At 65.9% G+C, this 21,643-nt stretch carries 18 protein-coding genes; 12 read left to right on the top strand and 6 right to left on the bottom strand.

Going from position 1 to position 21,643, the window contains the following annotated elements; translation table 11 throughout:
• Positions 1-217: 217 nt before the first annotated feature.
• From FCN77_RS03405 to FCN77_RS03390, 4 genes are all read left to right on the top strand, one after another.
• Entirely contained in the window at positions 218-874 is a 657-nt protein-coding gene (locus tag FCN77_RS03405; protein WP_137321128.1) for a TetR/AcrR family transcriptional regulator, read from the top strand.
• A gap of 64 nt (positions 875-938) precedes the next feature.
• Positions 939-1,856, top strand: a complete 918-nt coding sequence (locus FCN77_RS03400; protein WP_137321127.1) for a TIGR01777 family oxidoreductase — start codon at positions 939-941, stop codon at positions 1,854-1,856.
• A complete protein-coding gene (locus FCN77_RS03395; RefSeq protein WP_137321126.1) occupies positions 1,853-2,110 on the top strand; it encodes a hypothetical protein in 258 nt (85 codons plus the stop codon). Before FCN77_RS03400 ends, FCN77_RS03395 begins: the two co-directional genes overlap by 4 nt.
• A 154-nt stretch (positions 2,111-2,264) precedes the next feature.
• Positions 2,265-3,107: a hydroxymethylpyrimidine/phosphomethylpyrimidine kinase gene (locus tag FCN77_RS03390; RefSeq protein WP_137321125.1), complete on the top strand. Its 843-nt coding sequence runs from the start codon at positions 2,265-2,267 to the stop codon at positions 3,105-3,107.
• A gap of 151 nt (positions 3,108-3,258) precedes the next feature.
• Here the strand turns inward: FCN77_RS03390 and FCN77_RS03385 are convergent, their stop codons facing one another.
• A complete protein-coding gene (locus FCN77_RS03385) occupies positions 3,259-4,551 on the bottom strand; it encodes a serpin family protein (RefSeq protein WP_137321124.1) in 1,293 nt (430 codons plus the stop codon).
• Between the two features lie 221 nt (positions 4,552-4,772).
• On the opposite strand from FCN77_RS03385, the gene FCN77_RS03380 reads away from it, so the two are divergent.
• Positions 4,773-5,129 carry an iron chaperone gene (locus FCN77_RS03380; RefSeq protein ID WP_137321123.1) on the top strand — a complete coding sequence of 119 codons (357 nt, stop codon included), beginning with the start codon at positions 4,773-4,775 and terminating at the stop codon, positions 5,127-5,129.
• Positions 5,130-5,261: 132 nt separating this feature from the next.
• Here FCN77_RS03380 and FCN77_RS03375 read toward each other — a convergent pair whose 3' ends face one another.
• Together FCN77_RS03375 and FCN77_RS03370 are read right to left on the bottom strand one after the other, a co-directional pair.
• A complete protein-coding gene (locus FCN77_RS03375; RefSeq protein WP_137321122.1) occupies positions 5,262-7,010 on the bottom strand; it encodes a pyruvate dehydrogenase in 1,749 nt (582 codons plus the stop codon).
• A gap of 272 nt (positions 7,011-7,282) precedes the next feature.
• Positions 7,283-8,677, bottom strand: a complete 1,395-nt coding sequence (locus FCN77_RS03370; RefSeq protein WP_137321121.1) for an MFS transporter — start codon at positions 8,675-8,677, stop codon at positions 7,283-7,285.
• 257 nt (positions 8,678-8,934) lie between these two features.
• Between FCN77_RS03370 and FCN77_RS03365 the strand changes: the two genes are divergently transcribed.
• The 3 genes from FCN77_RS03365 to FCN77_RS03355 are packed head-to-tail and all read left to right on the top strand — an operon-like array spanning position 8,935 to position 12,052.
• On the top strand, positions 8,935-9,603 hold the full coding sequence (locus tag FCN77_RS03365; protein ID WP_137321120.1) for a response regulator transcription factor: 669 nt from the start codon (positions 8,935-8,937) through the stop codon (positions 9,601-9,603).
• A complete protein-coding gene (locus FCN77_RS03360; RefSeq protein ID WP_137321119.1) occupies positions 9,600-11,030 on the top strand; it encodes a HAMP domain-containing sensor histidine kinase in 1,431 nt (476 codons plus the stop codon). Before FCN77_RS03365 ends, FCN77_RS03360 begins: the two co-directional genes overlap by 4 nt.
• Positions 11,027-12,052: a TAXI family TRAP transporter solute-binding subunit gene (locus FCN77_RS03355; RefSeq protein ID WP_137321118.1), complete on the top strand. Its 1,026-nt coding sequence runs from the start codon at positions 11,027-11,029 to the stop codon at positions 12,050-12,052. The genes FCN77_RS03360 and FCN77_RS03355 overlap by 4 nt, the downstream gene beginning before the upstream one ends.
• Before the next feature lie 26 nt (positions 12,053-12,078).
• Here the strand turns inward: FCN77_RS03355 and FCN77_RS03350 are convergent, their stop codons facing one another.
• Entirely contained in the window at positions 12,079-13,566 is a 1,488-nt protein-coding gene (locus tag FCN77_RS03350; protein ID WP_137321117.1) for a helix-turn-helix transcriptional regulator, read from the bottom strand.
• Between the two features lie 182 nt (positions 13,567-13,748).
• On the opposite strand from FCN77_RS03350, the gene aceA reads away from it, so the two are divergent.
• Together aceA and aceB are read left to right on the top strand one after the other, a co-directional pair.
• On the top strand, positions 13,749-15,080 hold the full coding sequence (aceA, locus tag FCN77_RS03345) for an isocitrate lyase (RefSeq protein WP_137321116.1): 1,332 nt from the start codon (positions 13,749-13,751) through the stop codon (positions 15,078-15,080).
• 93 nt (positions 15,081-15,173) lie between these two features.
• The gene (aceB, locus tag FCN77_RS03340; protein ID WP_137321115.1) at positions 15,174-16,847 is read left to right on the top strand and encodes a malate synthase A; all 1,674 of its coding nucleotides are present in this window, start codon (positions 15,174-15,176) and stop codon (positions 16,845-16,847) included.
• Positions 16,848-17,054: 207 nt separating this feature from the next.
• Here aceB and FCN77_RS03335 read toward each other — a convergent pair whose 3' ends face one another.
• Both FCN77_RS03335 and FCN77_RS03330 read right to left on the bottom strand, forming a co-directional pair.
• The gene (locus tag FCN77_RS03335) at positions 17,055-18,248 is read right to left on the bottom strand and encodes a CynX/NimT family MFS transporter (RefSeq protein WP_137321114.1); all 1,194 of its coding nucleotides are present in this window, start codon (positions 18,246-18,248) and stop codon (positions 17,055-17,057) included.
• Positions 18,249-18,331: 83 nt separating this feature from the next.
• Complete coding sequence (locus tag FCN77_RS03330) at positions 18,332-19,564, bottom strand: ROK family transcriptional regulator (protein ID WP_137321113.1); 1,233 nt, start codon at positions 19,562-19,564, stop codon at positions 18,332-18,334.
• Between the two features lie 175 nt (positions 19,565-19,739).
• Here FCN77_RS03330 and FCN77_RS03325 point away from each other — a divergent pair, with 175 nt between their 5' ends.
• Together FCN77_RS03325 and FCN77_RS03320 are read left to right on the top strand one after the other, a co-directional pair.
• Entirely contained in the window at positions 19,740-20,804 is a 1,065-nt protein-coding gene (locus FCN77_RS03325; protein WP_137321112.1) for a Gfo/Idh/MocA family protein, read from the top strand.
• On the top strand, positions 20,801-21,613 hold the full coding sequence (locus FCN77_RS03320) for a hypothetical protein (protein WP_137321111.1): 813 nt from the start codon (positions 20,801-20,803) through the stop codon (positions 21,611-21,613). Before FCN77_RS03325 ends, FCN77_RS03320 begins: the two co-directional genes overlap by 4 nt.
• The last annotated feature ends 30 nt before the right edge of the window (positions 21,614-21,643 follow it).

The following is a 21,643-nucleotide window of genomic DNA, read 5'->3' as shown; positions in this document are numbered from 1 at the left end:
TTCGCTCGGCTGCCCGGAAAATCGCGGAGGAGATCGCTGCAACGGCCGGCTGTATTAGCACTGGGATGGTTCCCGCGATGTGCTGCCGCCGGAACCGTGTTCCATTCTCGCACCACCGGCTACGGCAAGGCACCCGGACGGTGTCACACAACTATTTGAACGCGTTCAGTTTCTGTGCAACACTTCTTGAACACGTTCAAAAGATGAGGCGGAAACCATGGCAGGCAAAAGCGAACAGACCAGGCAACTCGTCGCGGATGTGGCGCTGCGGATGTTCCGTGAAATCGGTTTCGAAAAGACCACCATGCGGGCCATCGCCACGGAAGCCGGGGTATCCGTGGGCAACGCCTACTATTACTTCGCTTCCAAGGACGAGCTGGTCCAGGAGCTCTATGTCCAGGTCCAGGCTGAGCATGCCATCAAAGCGGCCGAAGCGGTCGAGGGCGTCAAGGACCTCAGCGGCAGGCTCAAGGCCACATTGCATGCGGGCCTGGACGTCATGGAGCCGTACCACCGCTTCGGTGCGGAATTCGTCGCCACCGCCATCCGGCCGACGTCGCCCGCCAACCCGTTCTCCGGCGAGTCGGCGGCCGCCCGCGACGCCTCGCTCGCCATCTTCCGGAACATCGTGGACGGCGCCAGCCCCGCCGTTCCGAAGAAGCTCCGCGCCGACCTGCCCGAACTGTTGTGGCTCGGCTACATGGGAGTGGCGCTCTTTTGGGTCTACGACACGTCGGAGGACCGGCGCCGCACCCGGAAACTGATCGACGGCGTGGCACCGCTGATCGCGCGCGGGCTGTCCCTGGCAAGGATTCCCGGGGTCAGCAAGGTCCTGGACGATGTCTTCAGCCTGAGCCGCAGCGTCCGCGAATAGTCAGGGTCCCCGCACCGAAAGGCCCACAGCTAAACGTCAAGCAGCAGCAATCATTGGGGGAAGAATGTACACCAGAAAGACCGTGGTCCTGGCCGGAGCGTCCGGCTTCATCGGCGGGTACTTCCGGACGCGCTTCGGGCAGGACGGCTGGGAGGTCCGCACTATCGGCCGCACCCGCACAGGCACCGGAGCTGACACCGTCTGCTGGGGCGACGACGCCGGGCTTACCCGGGTGCTGGACGGTGCCGACTTACTGGTGAACCTGGCCGGACGTTCCGTGAACTGCCGCTACAGCCAAAGGAACAGGGCGGAAATCCTGACGTCGAGAGTATCCACGACGGCGGAGCTTGGCCGGGCGGTGGGGCACTGCTCCGCTCCCCCGGCAACCTGGCTCAACGCCAGTACGGGCACCATCTACCGCCACGCAGAAGACGCGCAGCAGTCGGAGCACGACGGCGAACCGGGCGATGGGTTTTCAGTGGACGTCGCAAGGGCCTGGGAGTCCGCCCTGGCCCGCGCCGAAACGCCGCTCACCCGCAAGGTCCCGCTGCGGATCTCCATTGTCCTCGGTCCGGGCGGCGGCGTCATGCGCCCCCTGGCCAATCTGGCGAGGCTTGGGCTGGGCGGGCACATGGGCAGCGGCAGGCAGAAGTTCAGCTGGGTCCATGTGGAGGATCTGTACCGCGGCGTGCTGTTCGTGCATCAGCGGACGGACATCACGGGACCTGTGAACGTGGCCTCGCCGGACGTCGTGGACAACAGGGAACTGATGCAGCTGATCCGGCGGGCCTATGGCGTGCCGATTGGCCTGCCGACCCCGGCCTGGCTGCTGGAGCTGGGTGCCGTGCTGACCCGCACCGAGACCGAGCTGGTCCTCAAGAGCCGCTGGGTCCAGCCACAGAAGCTCCTCAATGCCGGCTTTGCCTTCACACATCCCGAGCTGGGGAGCGCCCTTCAGGACATCACGGGGCGGAAGGCATGAGCCGCCCGCCCCGCGTGGTGCTGGGAGCGGGCGCGGTGTGGCTCGGCATCCTCGTGACGCATGTGGCGTTCTGCCTGCCGCTCGGTGCCAGCGTCTACCTGCGCAAATGCGGTTCGACATCCGGCGCCTGGTTCGCCGTCGTGGCACTGATGTTTGGAGCCATTCCCGCGGTAGTCATTGGATGGAGCCTGGCCATGCCGGCGGGTCTGTTGATGCGGCCGCTGAGCCGGCAGAAATGCAGCCTGAAGCGCTAGCCTTTGACGAGGTCCTTGTCATCGTCCCTGCGGCCGGTATCGGTGGACTCCCGGGCGGGCCCTGCTCGTGGTCCGGGTGGGTGGACCACCGGGTTTGTTCATATTGGTCGTACGCACAATGCGGCCTGTTTGGGCGCGGTGGCAGGATGGGTGGATGACTTCTGCCGCTGTTGAGACGTACCCTTCCGTCGCCCTCACCATTGCCGGGTCCGAGGCGACCGGCGGTGCCGGAGCGCAGGCCGACCTGAAGACCTTCCAGGAACTGGGCGTCTTCGGCATCGCCAACCTTACGTGCATCGTGTCCTTCAACCCGAACGACAACTGGAACCACCGCTTTATGCCGGTGGACCAGCAGGTCATCGCGGACCAGTTGGAGGCGACGACGGCGGCATACGGTGCCGCTTCGGGCGCACCGTCTGTCCTGGACACCGTGAAGATCGGCATGCTGGGCAGCCCGGCCACCATTTCGACAGTCGCGTCCGCGCTGGCCGCCGGCGGATTCGCCAACGTCGTGCTGGACCCGGTGCTCATCTGCAAGGGCCAGGAGCCGGGCCACGCACTGGATACGGACCAGGCACTCAAGGCGCAGATCCTGCCGCTGGCCACGTTTGTCACGCCCAACCACTTCGAGGCGGAGTCGCTGTCCGGCCTGGAGATCACCGACGTCGAGTCCCTCAAGGCCGCGGCCATCCGCATTCATGAGCTGAGCGGCGCCGCCGTGCTGGCCAAGGGCGGCGTGCGCCTGGCCGGGCCCGACGCCGTCGACGTCTTTTACGACGGCGACACCCTGGAAGTCCTCGCCGCCCCGAAGGTGGGCGAAGTGGCTGTCTCCGGCGCCGGCTGCTCGCTGGCGGCCGCCGTCACGGCCGAACTGGCCAAGGGCGCGTCTCCGCTCGAGGCTGCCCGGACCGCGAAGGCGTTCGTGACCGCCGGCATCCGCAACCGGGTGGCCTCAGGCGCCCCGTTCGACGCCCTCTGGCAGGGCGGCCCGCGCTAAGCCCTCCCCTCCCCGCCTATCGGGACGCTCTCTCACTTCTCGCACGAAAAGGCCGGACGCGCTCTCACCTCTCGCACGAAAAGGCCGGACGCTCTCTCACCAGATGAGAGAACGAGCGTGTTTTCGCGGCAGGATCTGAGAGAGGGTCCGGTTAGGAACGGGGGTCGGCCACCGTACCCATGAAAAGCGGAAGCCCAGTTTCCACGTGCACGATCTGATAGTGGAACGGCCGGTCGAACGCGATGGTCCGCTCGGGCTGCGGCGGAGCACTGGTCACATCTCCGTTGATCTGCGTGACAGCGGCAGCGATGGTGCCCTTTTCCGCGACCGTGATGTTGGCAGCCTGGGCGGCCTGGGTGATCGCCATCTTGGGCTGGATGTTGTTGAAGTCCTCGGTGGTGTCGAGGGTCTTCTGCAGGCCGAGCGACTCAAACACCTTCCGAAGGTCAAAACTGCACTTGTGGTCCCAACGGGGCAGCTGGATCTGCACTGTCTCGAGCGTTGCCGTGTCGAAGGTGTCCGCGATTTCCGTGAGCTTGGCCGCGTCGAAGGCCGCCGAGGCGGGGCGGGACCCGGCGTCGGCTCCGGCATCCGGGAGGACCAGCCGCATGACGAAACCGTCGGCGTAGGGAAGGTCCACGCCCTGCCAGCCAGCCCCTTCCGCGTACTTCATCTTCAGCTCGTTATGCATTGCGGGCGCGTCGATTTCCTCGCCGGCGGCCGTGGTGAAGGGCAGGTCCGAGGTGTCATTCGGGTCAAATGGCGTGCTCCAGGCGGACGCGAAGTACAGGGAATTGAGCAGGCTGAACGTGTTGTGGGGGTCGTACTTGGCGGGAGCTTCCTTGATCCGGCCGCCCGTGTTCCGGTTAACCCAGGCATCGATGGCGGGCTTCGTTGTGCCCTCATCGCTGAAGTCCACGGGATACACACCGGTTCCGTATTGACGGGCGAGCGTGTCCAGGAACGACTCACCGGTGGGAACACCCTTGTCCACGAACAGCCCGTTGGCGGGGTGCATGACCGGTCTCCGCGGCGGGTTGTCCTCGTCCACGGCGCCGGGGTCGCCGTCGAATTTCTCGAGGGAGCTGAGGACCGCGTTCATGGCCTCATCACGGTTTTCCGCGGGAAGTCGAAGGACGCTGTCCATCTCCGCCGCGGTCTCACCGGATGCGCCGGAGCGAAGCATCGCCAGCGCAATCAGCAGGCTCCCCGGAGAAGACACCACGTTCCCGTTGGAGCCGTCGCCGCCGTCGGCCAGCAAGGCCCCGCCGAGGCCCAAGGCGGAAGCCCGGAAGGAGCGCAGTTCAGCGGCATAAGCGGCACGGTCCACCGAAACCCGCTCCACGCCGTCGGCCTTCAGCAGCTCCGGCGACGAAGCAGCACAGCCCGTCAGCGCCACGATGGCGCCCGCGGCCGCAATTCTGGCAACGCGGAACGTCTTCATTTTTTCCCCCTTGGACCTGCCTTGCCGGCACTTGGCGGGAATCCGCCCGTCTCCCTTCAGTCAACCAGCCTGCCCGCGGCAGGACGATGCCCGTAGGGTCACGGTTTGCGGTCGTTTTGGTCTCACCCCTCCGATGCTCTCTCACTTTTCGCAACGTTTTCGCCAACGCTCCCGCACTTCCTTCACGGGCGTATCCTCGTGACATGTCGGAGGAGCACTAAATGGCACAGCATTACGGCAGCATCGACGAGTACATCGCGTCCTTCCCTGCCGAAGTGCAGGGCATCCTCCGGGAGGTACGGCTCCGGTGCCACGCGGCGGTGCCGGAGTTCGGCGAGACGATCAGCTACGGCATCCCCACCGTCACCCTGGACGGCAAGTACGTGGTGTATTTCGCGGGGTGGGCACACCATATTTCGGTGTATCCCGTGCCGGCCGGAGACGAGGCCTTCCAAGCTGAGATCGCGCCGTACCGGTCAGCTAAGGGAACGCTGAAGTTCCCGTTGGACAAACCGGTACCGTACGGGCTCATCGAAAAGACGGCGGCACTGCTTGCGGCCCAGCGCCGCGGGCGGTGACCGTTCGGGCGACGGCGGGCGGCAGCGCCGTCGTCGTCCGTCGTCGCCAGGCAGCGGGCGACGGCGGGCGGCAGCGGGCGACGGCGGGCGGCAGCGCCGTCGTCGCCGTCCTCCGTCCGTGCGTTCCGGAACCTACCGCCGCGGGATGTTGCGCAAGTTGCTCCGGGCCATGCTCACGGCTTCGCCGGCGCCCCGGTTCAGGACGACCTTCGACATGGCGGTTGCGAACCCAAGGACCTGCGAACCTGTGATCTTCGGCGGAATCGAGAGCGCCTTGGGATCCGTGATGAGTTCCACCAGCGACGGTCCGGGATGGGCGAAGGCTTCCCGGTAGGCCTCCTCGATCCGGGCCGGATCGGTGACGCGGACGGAGTGGAAGCCGAGCGCGCGGGCTACGGCGGCGTAGTCGGCGTCGGGCACGTCCACGCCAAAATCGGGCAGCCCGTCCACGAGCATCTCGAGTTTGACCATGCCCAGGGTGGAGTTGTTGAAGACCACCACGTTCACCGGCAGCCGGTGCGCAGCGGCCGTGATGAGCTCGCCGAGCAGCATGGACAGCCCGCCGTCGCCCGAGACCGAAATGACCTGCCGCCCGGGGTACGCCAGTTGCGCGCCGATTGCGTGCGGAAGGGCATTCGCCATGGAGCCGTGCAGGTACGAGCCGATCAGGCGGCGCGTCCCCAGCGGGTTGATGTAGCGGGCGGTCCAGACGTTGCACATGCCGGTGTCCGCAGTGAAAATGGCATCCTCCGCCGCCACCTGATCCAGCAGCGAAGCCGCGTATTCCGGGTGGATCGGCTGCTTCTTTTCCACCTTGCGGGTGTAGGCGCCCACGGCCTTGTTCATGAGCCTGTCGTGCTTCTTGAGCATCTGGTTGAGGAACCGGCGGTTCTTCTTCCGAGTCAGCAAGGGAGCCAGCGCGGTGAGCGTCGGTAGCACGTCGCCGTGGACGGCGATGTCGACGTCGGTCCGGCGGCCCAGCTTGTGGGCGGCACGGTCCACCTGGGCGGTGCGGGTGCCGGGGAGGAACTGGTCGTAGGGAAAATCCGTGCCGAGCAGTATCAGCAGGTCCGCGTCTTCGATGCCTTCGGCCGCGGCGCCGTATCCCAGCAGCCCGGTCATGCCGATGTCGTACGGATTGTCGTACTGCATGAAGTCCTTGCCCCGCAGCGAGTGGCCGATCGGGGCGCCGATGACTTCTGCGAGGGCGACCACTTCGTCATGGGCACCCTGCGTCCCTGCGCCGGCAAAGATGGCGACCTTGTCCGCCGCGTTGACGGCATCGGCGAGCTCGCGGACGCTAGCCGCGTCCGGGAGGAGGGTTGCGCGCCTGAACGTCGCGGGCAGCGGCGTCTCGCCGGTTGCGTCCAGACTGGCAATGTCGCCCGGAAGAGTGACGACGGCGGCTCCCCCGAGCCCGATGGCGTGCTGGATCGCGCTGTGCATGACGCGGGGCGCCTGCTCTGCCGTGCTGACCAGCTCCGAATACACCGAGCATTCGTTGAAGAGCCGGTCCGGATGGGTTTCCTGAAAGTAGCTGCTGCCGATCTGCTTGCTCGGAATGTGCGAGGCGATGGCCAGCACCGGCGCGCCCGAGCGGTTGGCGTCGTACAGGCCGTTGATCAGGTGCAGGTTGCCGGGGCCGCACGAGCCGGCACAGACGGCAAGCTTTCCGGTCAGCTGGGCTTCCGCTGCGGCAGCGAACGCGGCGGCCTCTTCATGCCGGACGTGGATCCAGTCGATGCCGCCCTGCTGGGAGCCGCCCGTCTTGCGGACTGCGTCGACGATCGGATTCAGGCTGTCGCCCACGATCCCGTAAATTCGCTGCACGCCGGCAGCCTGGAGTTGTTCGATGAGCTGGGTGGCGAGTTCCTTGGCCATGAGTGCACACTCCCGCGATCAGGTTGACGAGCTGACAGGGCCAATATAGTCCGCGCACCTTGGGGAGGTTCCCAGGTTCTTCGACAACGACGGCGGCCCGCCGGCCCGGGACCCTCCCAGCGGGACGCTCTCTCACTTAATGCAAGAAAACCCGAGACGCTCTCTCACTTTCCACAAGAAAGTGAGAGAGCGTCCGGGTTTTTGCCGCAGAACCTGAGAGAGCGTCCGGGGGTGGGACGCTGGCTGCCACCCGCCGTCGTTCGTTTACAGAGCTAGACCTTGAGGAGGTCTGTGTCCTTGTCGTCGTCCTTGCGGGCCTGTGACCAGGCGTGGCCCTGTTCGCGATCCAGGTGTGTGGCCTTCTTGTTCCTGAGTGCGAAGACGTAGACCACCAGCGAGATGGCGATGGCCACAGTGACGTACGTGAAGAACAGGTCCACCCGCTCGGCCTTCTGGAACGCGGCGCCGATCAGGGGGACTGTTCCGCCGAAGAGCGAGTTGGCGATCGCATAACCCAGCCCGACGCCGAGGGCGCGGATGGAAGCGGGGAACAGCTCGGCCTTCACGAGGGCGTTGATGGAGGTGTAGCCGCCCACGATCAGCAGGCCACCCATCATGAGCAGGAACGCGGTGAACGGGTCCTTGGTATTGGACAGCGTGGACAGCAGCGGCCAGGTGAAGAGGACGCCGGTGATGCCGAACCACAGCAGCAGCGGCTTGCGGCCCACCTTGTCCGAAATCAGGCCGTAGACCGGCTGGAGCAGCATGAAGATGAAGAGGGCCCAGAAGTTGATCACCGAGGTGTCGGTCTTGGCGATGCCGGACGTATCGTTCATGAACTTCAGGATGAAGTTGGTGTACGTGTAGAACGCCACGGTGCCGCCGAGGGTGACGCCGATGCAGACCAGCAGCGGTTTCCAGTACGCAGTGAACAGCAGCTTCATGGTGCCAGGCTGTGCCACGCCCGCAACGGCTGGGATCTTGGCGGCCTCGACCTGCTCCGCTGTTACGGTTTCCTCCATCGAGCGGCGCAGCCACAGGACCACCAGCGCAGCCACGCCGCCGATGGCGAACGGAATACGCCAGCCCCACTCGGTGAGGTCGCCCTTGGGCATGAAGTTCTGCAGGATGACCAGGACCAGCAGGGCCATCATCTGGCCGCCGATCAGGGTGACGTACTGGAAGCTGGAGAAGAAGCCGCGGCGCTTGGACGTGGCGGCTTCGGACATGTAGGTGGCGCTGGTGCCGTATTCGCCGCCCACGGAGAAGCCCTGGATCAGGCGCACCAGGATCAGCAGCAACAGCGCCCAGACGCCGACCTGCTGTGTGGTGGGCAGGAGCGCGATGGCGAAGGATCCCGCGGACATCAGCGTCACGCTGAGCGTCAGCGCTGCCTTGCGGCCCTTGCGGTCGGCGTATCGGCCGAAGAACCATGCCCCGATGGGGCGCATCAGGAACGACGTCGAGAAGACCGCCATCGCCTCAAGGCCGGCTTGCAGCTCGTCCTTGGAGTTGAAGAAGTGGGACTGGAAGTAGGCGGCAAAGACTGTGTAGACGTAGAGGTCGTACCACTCCACCAGGTTGCCGGCCGAGCCTTTGAGAATATTGCTCACGGCCCTGCGGGTCTGGGCTGACTCACTCTGGATTTCGGCTTGCTGGGTGCTCATCGCTGAACCTCGCTGGGCTGTGCTCCCGGCAACCGTTCCGGGCGTACTTTCGTGCTGTCCATGGCAACATTGCTCATGGTTCCTCCTCGACATTGACGGTCCTCCGAAAGCCGAGGACCCATCCAAGCTATTCGTGATACACCCCACAACCAACGTGGAGAGGGAATTCCTAACACTTCCTTAGGTTTCGCCGGGAGAAGGGGTAATCTCCAAAGCGGGCAGACTGCAGTTGCCCCGTCAACGGACAGGACCAGGCAATGGATGTGCTCATCGTCGAGGACGACGACGCCATGGCGTCCGCCCTCGACGCGGCAGTGGTCTCCGCCGGACACACGGCCTCCCGGGTTGCCCGCGGGGCTGACGCGCTCCTGGAACACCGCCGGTTCGAGGTCATCCTGCTGGACCTGGGGCTTCCGGACATGGACGGCCTCGATGTGCTGCGGAAGCTCCGCCAGGTAACACCGGTCCCGATCCTGATACTGACCGCCCGTGATGACGAGCGCAGCGTGGTCCTAGGCCTGCGCTCGGGCGCCGATGACTACCTCGTCAAGCCGGTGAAACTGGTTGAACTGCTTGCCCGCATCGAAGCTGTGACGAGGCGTTCAGGCCGCGCAAAGGACAGCAGGCAGCAGAGCATCGTCCTGGGCGAACTCGAGGTGGACCTTGAACGGCGCGTGGCCGCCATCGGCCCCAAGGTCCTGCCCTTGACGGCCACCGAGTTCGACCTGCTCGCTCTTCTGGCCAAGCATGCAGGTTCGGTGGTCACCCGGGAACAAATCCTGGACGCGCTGTGGGGGGACGCCTTCCTGGCGTCCTCACGGTCCCTTGACGTGCATCTGACGGGTCTCCGGGCAAAGCTCCAACTGCCCGGTTTCATCATCAACGTGCGCGGTGTGGGCTATCGGGTCGAGGCGGATCCTGCGTGAAGCTGCGTGTCCTCGGAATCCTGAGTGTGCTGTCCGTCCTCATCGTCATCTTCGCCTCCACCGCCATCCTGACCTCGGCCAGCCGGGAGCTCACCCAGGAACTCCAGATCAACCGGGCGGCTGCCCTCAACAGGCTCGCGCAGGTGGCGTTCGACGCCGCAACAGACGGAGAATCCACCCAGTTGCAGACAGAGATGGACAGATACTCGGGGCTGTACGGTGAGGGTGTGCTGATCGGCCTCCCGCAGGGCACCCTGCGCTCAGGCGGCCTGAGCGAGGACAGGGCAGACGTCCGCGACGCTGTTGCCCGGGCAAAGCTGAACCTCAGCGACACCACACTCAGTCCGCTGCAGCCCTTCGGGACCGGTTCCGAGGTGATGTCACGCTCCTTTGGCAGCGCAAGCCAGGTTCTTGGCGAGGCGGTCCTGGAGGTCAATCTGGATGCGGCCCGGCAGAAACTGCGGGAACGGTGGCTCCTCGTCGGGGTGGCGGCGGCCGCCCTCGCTGCGGTGCTCCTGCTCGGTGCCGCCCGTGTGACACGCTGGGTACTGCGTCCGGTACTCCGCCTGAATTCGGCGGTAACGGAGCTTGAGGCAACAGGCCGGACTGGCCAGCTTCCGGAGGACGGGCCACCGGAACTGCGGGAACTGAGCCGCTCCTTCACCAGGATGGCCCGGACGGTCAGCGACAGCATCGACTCCCAGCGCCAGCTGATTGCCGACACCTCCCATCAGTTGCGCAATCCTGTGGGCGCCCTGCGTTTGAGGATCGACCTGCTGGTGCTTGAACTGCAAACAGCCCGGGAACACCAGGCGGCGGCTGGGGTACTGGCGGAACTGGAACGTGTGGAAGGGATCCTGGACGGGGTATTGAAGCTGGCGACGGCCGAGCACAGGGCCTTCGAAGACTCTGCCGGAGGCCCGCTGGGGACCCGGTTGCGCGGGCAGCCGGCCGTCATTGATCCCTACCCTGTCCTGCAGGAAGAAACCGAAAGGGCAGGACCTGCAGCACGGCGCAGCAGCTCATCGATCCTGCTGGCGGATCCGCCGGACCCGGCGGTGCACATCGCCTGCAATGCCGCAGAACTGGCCCAGATGGTAGGGGAACTGATCAACAACGCCATCAAATACGCCGACGGCGCCCGGATATCCGTGGCAGTCCGCGTCCGCCCGGACGCGGTCGCCGTGGAAGTCTCCGATGACGGTCCCGGGCTTTCCACTGAGGAACGGGCTGCTGCCACTAGCCGGTTTTGGCGCTCCCCTCAGCACCGGGAGATCCGCGGCAACGGCCTGGGCATGACCATTGTGGACAAACTGGCCGGAGCCAACGGGGGGCGCCTGCTGCTGGCGGAGGCCTCGCCGCACGGCCTGATCGCGCGCATCGAGTTTCCGCGTGCCGTGACCCAGCGGAAGGAAGCCCTTGAATGACTGGACCAACTGAGCTGACGGGAGCCCTTCCGCCGCGGAGGGCCGCCCTCAAGGCCGGGCTGGCCGCCGGGCTGGCCGGACTGTTTATCCCGGCCCTCAACGCCTGCACCGCTGAGGATAAGCCAGCCACTGTGACCGTTGCCGGGGGCGAGCCGGGGGGCTTCTATCTTGAATTCGCAACGCTGCTGGCGGAGTCCATCAAGCGCCATGGTGTGGCTGGCAGCGCTTCAGCGCTGACGACCGGCGGCAGCCTGGATAACCTGGAGCAGCTTCTGACCGGGCGGGCCACGTTGGCTGTCGCACTGGCAGATGCCGCTGCCCAGAAGGTGCCGGCGGGCAGCACCCCGAACGTGGGAATCGCGGCCCTCGGGAGGGTGTACGAAAACTACGTCCACTGCGTCGTCCGGAAGGCCGGTGGCATCCGCGACCTCACGGAACTGGCTGGCAGGACGGTGGCTGTCGGCGAGCCCGGTTCAGGGACGTCACTTACCACCCCGCGCCTGCTTGAGGCCGCCGGGCTGGCTTCCGTGGCTGTGGGCGCGACCCCCGCCGCCGGCGTCGGAAACTCGGTCATGGTACTGAACCTCGGACTCAATGCTGGGCTTGCGGCGCTGCAGAACGGGTCAGTGGATGCGTTGTTCTGGTCCGGCGGTGTGCCGACAGCCGCCATTGCCGCCACCAACAATGACGTCCGGCTCGGATTCCTGGACCTCTCCCCGCTGCTTCCGGCGCTGCGGGCCAAGTACGGCGCGTTCTACGACCGGGTACTGATCCCGGAAGGCGCCTACGAGGGAATTCCGGCTGTCTGGGCGGTGGGCGTAGCGAATCTGCTCCTGTGCCGCAATGACCTGGATGAGCGGACAGTGAAGAGGACCGTCGAACTGCTGGTGGACCATGCCGAGGAACTGATCCCCCGTTCCAGCCTGGGAGTCCAGTTCCTGAGCCCGGAATCGCTGATCAACACGGCAGGTGTGCCGTTACACGCCGCAGCCGCTGCCGCCTACCGGGAACTGCACGGGTAACGCCCGTACGCTTCCTGAGGGTTTGCTCAGCTCCCCGAATGCGCCTGCAGAAAGCTGTACACCTCGGTCTCGTCGACGCCCGGGAAAGCGCCCGGTGGCATGGCGGCCAGCAGGTGTGAGTGCGCCCGCGCGGACGGCCAGGCATTGCCGGCCCACTCCGAGGTCAGCGATGCCGGTGGGCGGCGGCAGCAGTTCTCGTCCGGACAGGTGGACTTGGACCGCTCGGTGGTGTCGCGTCCGCGGAACCACTTCACCTGCGCATACGGGACTCCCACGGACAGCGAAAACTCGCCATTTGCGGACCGCTCGGTCCGGGCCGTGCACCAGTAGGTCCCGGCCGGGGTGTCCGTGTACTGGTTGTAGGCGCTGAACTTGTCCGGCACGTCAAACACCACCCGCGACGTCCAGTTCTTGCACGACGGCTGCCCCTCAATGGCGCCGGTGTGATCCTGAGGGAACGTCACGCCGTCGTTCTCGTAGGCCTTGTAGATAATGCCGCTCTTGTGGGTTTTCTGGAAGTGCGTACGGATGTCCAGATGCTGGGTGGCCAGGTTCGTGAATCGGTGGGCGGCGGTCTCATAAGACACGGCGAAGGCGTCCCTGATGTCCTCCACGGCGATCTCCTTCGCGTGCTTGGCCTTCTGCAGGAACTCCACGGTGGCCTGCTCGGGCAGCATCAGCGCGGCCGCGAAGTAATTGGTGGCAACACGCTGCATCAGGAAGTCACCGTAATTGTTGGGGGTCTGGTGGCCCAGGACGTAGTGGCCCAGGGCCTGCAGGAGCACTGACCGCGGGTCATGATCCGAGCGCTGGTTCTGCGTCAGGTAAATTCGGTGATTCTTTAGATCGGTCACCGAACGGGTGGAATGCGGCAGGTCACCCACATGGTGAAGGCTGAACCCGAGATGCGCCGCGATGTCCGCGATGACGTGATGGGACAGCGGACCGCTGGTGTGTCCCACCGAGGCCAGGACCTTCTGCGCCTCGGCCTCGTACTCCGGGAAGTAGTTGTTGCGCTCGCGCATCATGGCCCGCAGTTCAGCGTTGGCGCGACGGGCTTCTTCGGGCGTGGCCACCTGCTCATTGAGTTTGCGCTCCAGCTCGTGCTGCAGGCCCACCATGGACTCCAGCACATCCATCGGGAGCCGCGAACTGATGCGGATTTTCGGCAGGTTCAGGGACTCGTAGATGGGACTGCGTTGGTACCGTTCCAGCTCGATCTCCAGCGCCGCACGGCGGTTTGGTGGCTCGGCCCCGAGAAGCTGGTCGATGCTGACACTCAGGGCGGCCGCCAGCTGCTGCAGCAGCCCCAGTTTGGGCTCCCGCTTCCCGTTCTCGATCAGGCTCAGCTGGCTTGGTGCGGTCCCGACGGCGACGCTCAGGTCATCGAGTGTCATGCCCGCCGCTTTGCGCAGGTGGCGGACGCGGCGCCCCAGGCTGATGACATCCAGTTCCGGGGCGGCAGGGGACGACGGCGGGATGGCGGCTTTGCGGTTCCAGCTTGTAGGCGACATTTATTGAGCATACGCGAAGAAACGCATTTCTTTCCATGGTTTTCATCTAGTAACCCTCTTGAAAGTGAAGAAAAGTAGTACTCACGGAAAGAAACACCGCACCGGTCCGGGACCGGCCCCCACTGCAAAGGCGCAGGACGGGGCCGGTCCTGGACATCCGGAGCACAAACAAGGAGACAAAGATGACTGCAGCATTTGAGCCCACCCAGCAGACGCCCAAAGAACAGGCCGCCGCACTGGAGCTCGAGTGGGCCGCCAACCCCCGCTGGGAAGGTGTGACCCGTGATTACAAGGCTTCTGACGTCGTCCGCCTCCGCGGACGCGTCTCCGAAGAACACACCCTCGCCCGCCGCGGCTCCGAAAAGCTCTGGAAGCAGCTGACCGAAGAGCACAAGGAAGGCAAGTACACCAACGCCCTCGGCGCCCTCACCGGCAACCAGGCCGTGCAGCAGGTCAAGGCCGGCCTCCGCGCCATCTACCTGTCCGGCTGGCAGGTTGCCGCCGACGCCAACAACTCCGGCCACACGTACCCGGACCAGTCGCTCTACCCGGCGAACTCGGTTCCCACTGTGGTCCGCCGCATCAACAACGCCCTGCTCCGCGCCGACCAGATCGAGTTCTCCGAGGGCATCCAGACCGTTGAGGACTGGATGGTGCCGATCATCGCCGACGCCGAGGCAGGCTTCGGCGGACCGCTCAACGCCTACGAGCTGATGAAGTCCATGATCCAGGCCGGCGCCTCGGGCGTTCACTGGGAGGACCAGCTCGCTTCGGAGAAGAAGTGCGGCCACCTCGGTGGCAAGGTGCTGATCCCCACCCAGCAGCACGTCCGCACCCTGAACGCGGCCCGCCTGGCCGCCGACGTCGCCGGCACGCCTTCGGTGGTTATCGCCCGCACCGACGCCGAGGCAGCAACCCTGATCACCTCCGACGTCGACGAGCGCGACCAGGAATTCATCCTCCGCGAAGGCGGACAGCCGGTCCGCACCCCCGAAGGCTTCTACAAGGTCCGTAACGGCATCGAACCCTGCATTGCCCGTGCCAAGGCCTACGCCCCGTACTCCGACCTCATCTGGATGGAAACGGGCACCCCGGACCTGGAGCTGGCCCGCAAGTTCGCCGAGGCCGTCAAGGCCGAGTTCCCGGACCAGATGCTTTCCTACAACTGCTCGCCGTCATTCAACTGGCGCAAGCACCTGGACGACGCCACCATCGCCAAGTTCCAGCGTGAACTCGGCGCCATGGGCTTCACGTTCCAGTTCATCACCCTGGCCGGCTTCCACGCCCTGAACTACTCGATGTTCGACCTCGCCCACGGTTACGCCCGTGAAGGCATGAGCGCCTACGTCGAACTCCAGGAAAAGGAATTCGCCTCCGAGTCCCGCGGCTACACCGCGACCAAGCACCAGCGCGAAGTCGGCACCGGCTACTTCGACGACATCGCCACTGCGCTCAACCCGAACGCATCCACGCTGGCCCTGGTGGGATCCACCGAAGAAGGCCAGTTCCACTAACACTTCCCCAACTACATAGCAGTAGGTGTCGTTTTGAACGCTCAAAACGACACCTACTGCGACTCAGTTGGGCCATGCACCAGGAGAACTCCAATGAACAGCTTCACTGACAACTTCACTATCAATGGCATAACTTTGACCGCGCAGCCGATTTGCCGGCAGGGCGAGGTGCTTACTCCGGACGCTTTGGCGTTTGTTGCCAAGCTGCACCGGGCCACCACGGCACGGCGGCAGGAGCTGCTCCAGGGCCGCCGGAACCGGCGCGCCGAGATCGCCAAGGGCCAGGACCCGCGGTTCCTCCGCGAGACCGAGTCCGTCCGCAACGATCCGAACTGGCGCGTCGCTCCCCCGGCTCCGGGTCTGGAGGACCGCCGCGTGGAGATCACTGGACCGGTGGACAAGAAGATGACCATCAACGCGCTGAACTCCGGCGCCAAGGTGTGGCTGGCAGACATGGAAGACTCCTCCACACCGTCGTGGCGCAACGTCATCCAGGGCCAGTTGAACCTCACGGACGCGCTGGAACGCCGGATCGACTTCACCTCAACCGCCGACGGACGCAGCAAGGAATACAAGCTGCGCCCCGCCGGTGAGCTGCCTACGATCGTGGTCCGACCCCGTGGCTGGCACCTGCCGGAAAAGCACATGCTCATCGACGGCGAGCCGATCGCCGGCGGCATCGTGGACTTCGGCCTGTACTTCTACCACAACGCCCGCCGCCTGCTCGCCCAGGGCAAAGGCCCGTACTTCTACCTGCCCAAGATCGAAAACCACCTCGAAGCACGCCTGTGGAACGACATCTTCATCCTCGCCCAGGACCTCATGGGCATCCCGCAGGGCACCATCCGCGCCACGGTGCTGATCGAGACCATCACGGCATCGTTCGAGATGGAAGAGATCCTGTACGAACTCCGCGACCACGCCGCGGGCCTGAACGCCGGCCGCTGGGACTACATCTTCTCGATGATCAAGAACTTCCGCACCCGCGGCCCCCGCTTCGTCCTCCCGGACCGCGTGCAGGTGACCATGACGGCCCCGTTCATGCGCGCCTACACCGAGCAGCTGGTCCGGGCCTGCCACAAGCGCGGCGCCATGGCCATCGGTGGAATGGCCGCGGCCGTCCCCAACCGCAAGGACGAGGCAGCCAATGCCATCGCCTTCGAAAAGGTCCGCGCCGACAAGACCCGCGAGGCCGGCGACGGCTTTGACGGTTCCTGGGTGGCCCACCCGGACCTGGTTCCGGTGTGCCGCGAGGTGTTCGACGGCGTGCTCGGCGACCGGCCGAACCAGCTGGACCGCCTCCGCGAGGACGTCACGCCGGACGACCGTGCGCTGCTGAACATCGCTGCCACCACCGGCACCATCACCGAAAAGGGCATCCGGAACAACATCGAGGTGGGCATCCGCTACATCGAATCCTGGCTGCGCGGCAACGGTGCGGTGGCCATCCACAACCTGATGGAGGACGCCGCCACCGCGGAGATCTCCCGCTCGCAGATCTGGCAGTGGATCTACTCCCACGCCATCACCGACCACGGCGAAATCATCACGCACGAGTGGGTGGAGGACATGCTTGACCAGGAATTCACGAAACTCGAACGCTTCGAAGGCGACCGCTTCGCCGACGCCCGGGACATCTTCGAAGAAGTCACCCTGGCCGACGCGTTCCCCACCTTCCTGACCCTCCCCGCCTACGCCCGCTTCCTGCACGAAGCCCGCGACGGTTCCGACGGACCGGTCGAGGACGCAGAGCTCGTCGCCGCCTAGGAATCGCAAGAGTTTCCGTTTGCCGGGCGGCCACGCCCTCCGCAACAGGCACCCCGAAATCCGGGGCGGCGGCCCGGCAACGGAACCATCACTAAGCGCGAACGGACACTTGAGGCCCTCGTTTGAGGGGCTCAAGTGTCCGTTCGCGCTTCTTGTGGCGCCAGTTCGCGCTTTGTTGTGGGGGCAGTACGACGACGGCGGGACGCATCAGCGCGTCTTCGGCACCTTCCGCACAGAAAGCGTCGTGCCCAGGATGAAAGCAGTCACCGAACCCAGGATCAGCAGCATCGGGTTGGTCCAGGAACCCGAAAGCCCGTGGACGTACCCGAGGAGGGTCGGGGCGGCAGCACCCACCGAGTAGCCCACGCCCTGGACGATCGCGGACATGCGCCCGGCGGACGCCTGGTCGCGGGCCAGCTTGATGATGGCGATGAAGATCAGCGTGATGCCGCCGCCCTGGGCAACACCGCCAAACGCGGACCAGAGCCACCACAGTTCCGGGGCCAACAGCAGGCCCAGGGGCACCGTCAGCCACATCAGGCCCAAGGTGACGGCCACCGCCGTCGTACTGGCAAACCTGGCCACCATCGGCACCCCGAGGCCGCCCACAATGGCGAGGATCTGGAAGAGGGAGGACCCGGCCCCGGCGGCGGAGGGCGCCATGCCCAGTTCGTCCATCAGGAACGTGGGCAGCCACGCCGTGACGCCGTAGTAGGAGAAGGCCTGCCCGGCAAAGCCGGCTGTGAGCCCGGCCGTGATCCAGCGGGATGCCGGCCGCCCGCCGGCCGGGCGGGGACCGGAACCTTCGACGGCCGCCGGAACGAAGGCCTCCCGGCCCACCGACATCACCCAGAAAACGGTGGCAGTAACGGCGAAGAGCCCGCTGGCCGCGAGCGACAGCCGCCACCCGGCAAGCTCGGCCAGCGGCGCGGTAACCACCGAGGTGAGGAAGGACCCGATGTTCAAGGCAGCGGTGTAGATGCCCATGGCCGTCCCCTGGCGCCGCGGCGAAAAGTCACGCCGGATGATCAGTGGGACGGCGATATTCCCGATGGTGATGGCCACGCCGATGATGACGGTTCCAAACAGCACCAGGGCGCCGTTTCCGGCCGAACGGACAATGACTCCGGCCAGCACACCCAGCAGCGTGAGCATGATGGCGAATTCGGCGCCGAATTTCCGGCCCGCAAACGAGGCAAGCGGCGCAGCCAGCGAAAAGCACAGCACCGGAATGCCGGTCAGCAGCCCCAGTTCCACCGGCGAGAACCCAAGGTCCTGCCGCATCTGGCCCACTACGGGGGCAACAGCCACGAATGGGCCGCGCATGTTCAGCGCGATGAGTCCGATGCTCGCCAGCAGGACCCAGCCGCGCGGCACCCTGGCGAGAATGTTCGCCGTCATGAGGCGGGCTGCGGTGTGGTGCAGGAGCTGGAAATCGGTGTCATCAGTTCATTGCTATCATGCCCGCGCCGACATGACGGGCGTTATCCCGTTGCCTGCAGGGTGGCCTCTATCACGGCAGGAGACAGCACATGCTGGGTGACCATCTGGCTGGCACCAAGGATCGCAGCCTGGTCCTCGGCCATCGAAAGCGCTATGCGCAAGTGTGAAGTGGCCAGCGGCAGGGACCGCCGGTAAACCACTTCCCGCACCCCTGCCATCAGGTGCTCGCCGGCCTGGCCCAGGCTGCCGCCGATCACGATCACGGACGGGTTCAGCAGGTTGACCACTGTGGCCAGCACGTCCCCCACATCCCGGCCGGCCTGGCGCAGTGCCTGGATCGCCTGGAGGTTGCCCCCGGCGACAAGCCGAAGGACATCGCCGCCCTTCTCGGCGGCCAGGCCCTGGCGGGCCAGTTCGCGCGCCACGGCGGGACCCGAGGCCAGGGCTTCGAGGCAGCCGTAATTGCCGCAGCGGCAGAGGGTTTCGTCGCCCCGGGGAACCCGCACGTGGCCCAGGTCGCCGGCGGTCCCGTTGGCGCCGCGCTGCAGCTCCCCGCTGCTGATAATTCCCGCACCGATGCCGGTGGCCACCTTGATGAACAGGAAGTTGTCGTGTTCCGGCCAGTAGGCCGTGCGTTCGCCGAGGGCCATGATGTTGACGTCGTTGTCCACAAGCACCGGGACCGGCAGCGAGCGCTGGACGTAGCGGACCACGTCGAATCCGTCCCAGCCGGGCATGATGGGCGGCTTCACCGGCATCCCGGTGGCGTGCTCCACCGGACCCGGCAGCCCAATCCCGATTCCGGCGAGGTCCGCGGGAGTCCGGCCGGCCTCGCTGAGCAGCGTCTTGCCTTCCTCGACCACCCGGCCAAGGACTGTTTCCGGGCCGTCGGCAACATCCTGGACGAGACGCCGTTCGGAGAGGACCTTGCCGCCGAGGTCGGTGACCGCGATGATCACGTGGGTGGCCCCGACGTCGACCGCCAGGACCGAGCGCGCGGCCGGGTTGAAGGCAAAGCGCGACGGCGGCCGCCCGCCGCTGGAGCTTGCCTCACCCGCCGGGCCCACGAGCCCGGAGGAGATCAGCGCGTCAATGCGTGCTGCAACTGTGGACCGCGCGAGGCCGGTGGTCAGGGCCAGTTCGGCCCGGGTGCGGGCCTTGCCGTCGCGGAGCAGCTGGAAGAGATCACCGGCCCGGGAAAGACTCCCGGTAGCATCGGCAGCAGTGTCGGCTCCGGGGTCGGTGCCGGGCTCTTTTCCAGACGTTGGACTCATGAGTCAGTGATAGCACGAAGCCCTTATGCATGTCACGCCACCGAAAGGTTGTCGATTACTTTTCAACTTTTGCTTGACGATCGACAAAAGTAGCCCTAGCTTGATGTGTGAGCGGTGTCACCTGAAGTCAGGCACCGGGCATCCACGCTCCAGCTATTACAAAGAGGTAAGAACCTTGTCGAGCCAACCACAGGCAGCACCGGCCCCCCTCGGCGTCGGCATCCTGGGCGCAGGGCCGGTAACCCAGGCAATCCACCTGCCGTCCCTTGCCCGGCTGGGAAACATTCTCGAAGCCCGCCACATCATGGACGTTGACCCCGCGGTGGCGGAAGCCGTTGCCGGCCGGGTCGGGGCTAACTTCAGCACCAGTATGGAAGAACTCCTCGCGGACCCTGCAGTGGACATCGTGGCCATCTGCAGCCCGCACCAGTTCCACGCAGCCCAGGTCATCGCCGCCTGCCACGCCGGCAAGAAGGCTGTGCTTTGCGAAAAGCCCTTCGCCATGACCGGTCAGGAGGCGGCCGGCATCTCAGCCGTCTCCGCCGAAACCGGCGTTCCCATCATCGTGGGCGCCATGCACACGTTCGATCCGGGCTGGCTCGCGGCCGAGGAAGCCTGGGGCGACCTGCCCGAACAGGTCCACACCGTCCGCTCCTCCATCGTCCTTCCGCCGAACCCCCGCTTCGAGGATTTCGCCACCGAGATCGTGGGCCGTGTTCCCATGCCTGGCCGCGACTCCACGGATCCGGAGGCCATCAAGGCCATGCTCACCGGCGGAGTGATGGGTCTGGCCATCCACGATCTTCCCCTGGTCCGCCGCTTCACCCCTGACTTTGCGGCGGTGGAGGTCCTCCACGCTGAAATCGTCCGTCCCTTCGGTTACGTCATCTCGCTGCGGGCCGGAAACGTGACCATCGAGCTCCGCGCCGCGATGAACGGGACTTGGGAACCATCCTGGGTGTTCGAGGCAATCGGCAACGACGCTGCCCTGAAAATCGACTTCACGCCGTCCTACGTCCACGCCGGTTCGGCTACCGCCCGGATCCGGAAGGCCGGACAGGCCACCGTCCTGGGCCCCTTCAGCCACAACGGCTACGAGGGCGAGTGGCGCAAACTGGCGGAACTGGCCAGAGGGACAGGCCAGCCGCCGTCCGCGGAAACCCTGATCCATGACCTTGAGTTCGCGCTTTCAATCGCCGAGGCAGCCGCAGGGCGGGTTGACATGGAGGTCAACGCATGACCACGCAGCTGTCCGTATACGCAGATCCCCAGGCCGAAGCGGCCGGTGCCGTACCCGCCGTCGTCGCTTCCCTTCCGCTGTCGTTTGCTCCCGCTCCGGCGTCCGCGCCGGACGTCACCGGCGTCGCCGGCCATGCAGGCTGGACCGAACGGGCCGCCGCCGCGATCCGAAATGGCGCCAAGGGTGTTGTGGTTTCCGGCCCGGTGGCCGAAGACCCCGCCGAACTCACCGGCGTCGCCGGTGCCGCGGCTGCGGTGGTGGTGCTGGACCAGAAGTGGGCTGGCAACGCGGCCCTGGCTCCTACCAGCGAAAACGTGCACGGCGTGATCGCCGCGGCCCTCAGCGACGCCGTCCTGCTTGACTCGGTTGCCGTGGCCGGCCCCGGGACCGATCCCCTGCACCTGCTGACGGACCAGCTGGCCGTCCTGGTGCAGTGCGGGATCGAAGTGCAGAACGTGCGGATGGTCCAGCGCCTCGCAAACGGCTACACGGTTGCCGGCGTCCTGGCCGGCGGGGCGCCCGTCGCTTTGCAGGGCATCATGACGTCCGTGCTGCCGGCCACCGCCAGTCTCTCGATTCTCACCTCAACCGGGCGTGCCGACGTCGTCCTCCCGGACCCTGCGGCGGCGTGGCCGGCGGCGGTCCGCGCGGTAACCACCGAAGGAGCGACGACGCTTCCCACACTGTACGAATCCTCCCACCGGACCAGCTGGTCGCGAGTCCACTCGCATATCTCTTCCGGGATCCCGGCCAACGACCTGGCGCAGTTAACCTCCGTTATGTCACTTCTCCGCCAACTCACCAGTTAGACAGCCCTACCGAACCACCAGCAGTTCCAG

It is taken from the genome of Arthrobacter sp. 24S4-2 (assembly GCF_005280255.1).
GTDB lineage: Bacteria > Actinomycetota > Actinomycetes > Actinomycetales > Micrococcaceae > Arthrobacter.
The sequence above is the reverse complement of the archived record's forward strand: the minus strand, read 5'-3'. Positions and strand labels throughout refer to the sequence as shown.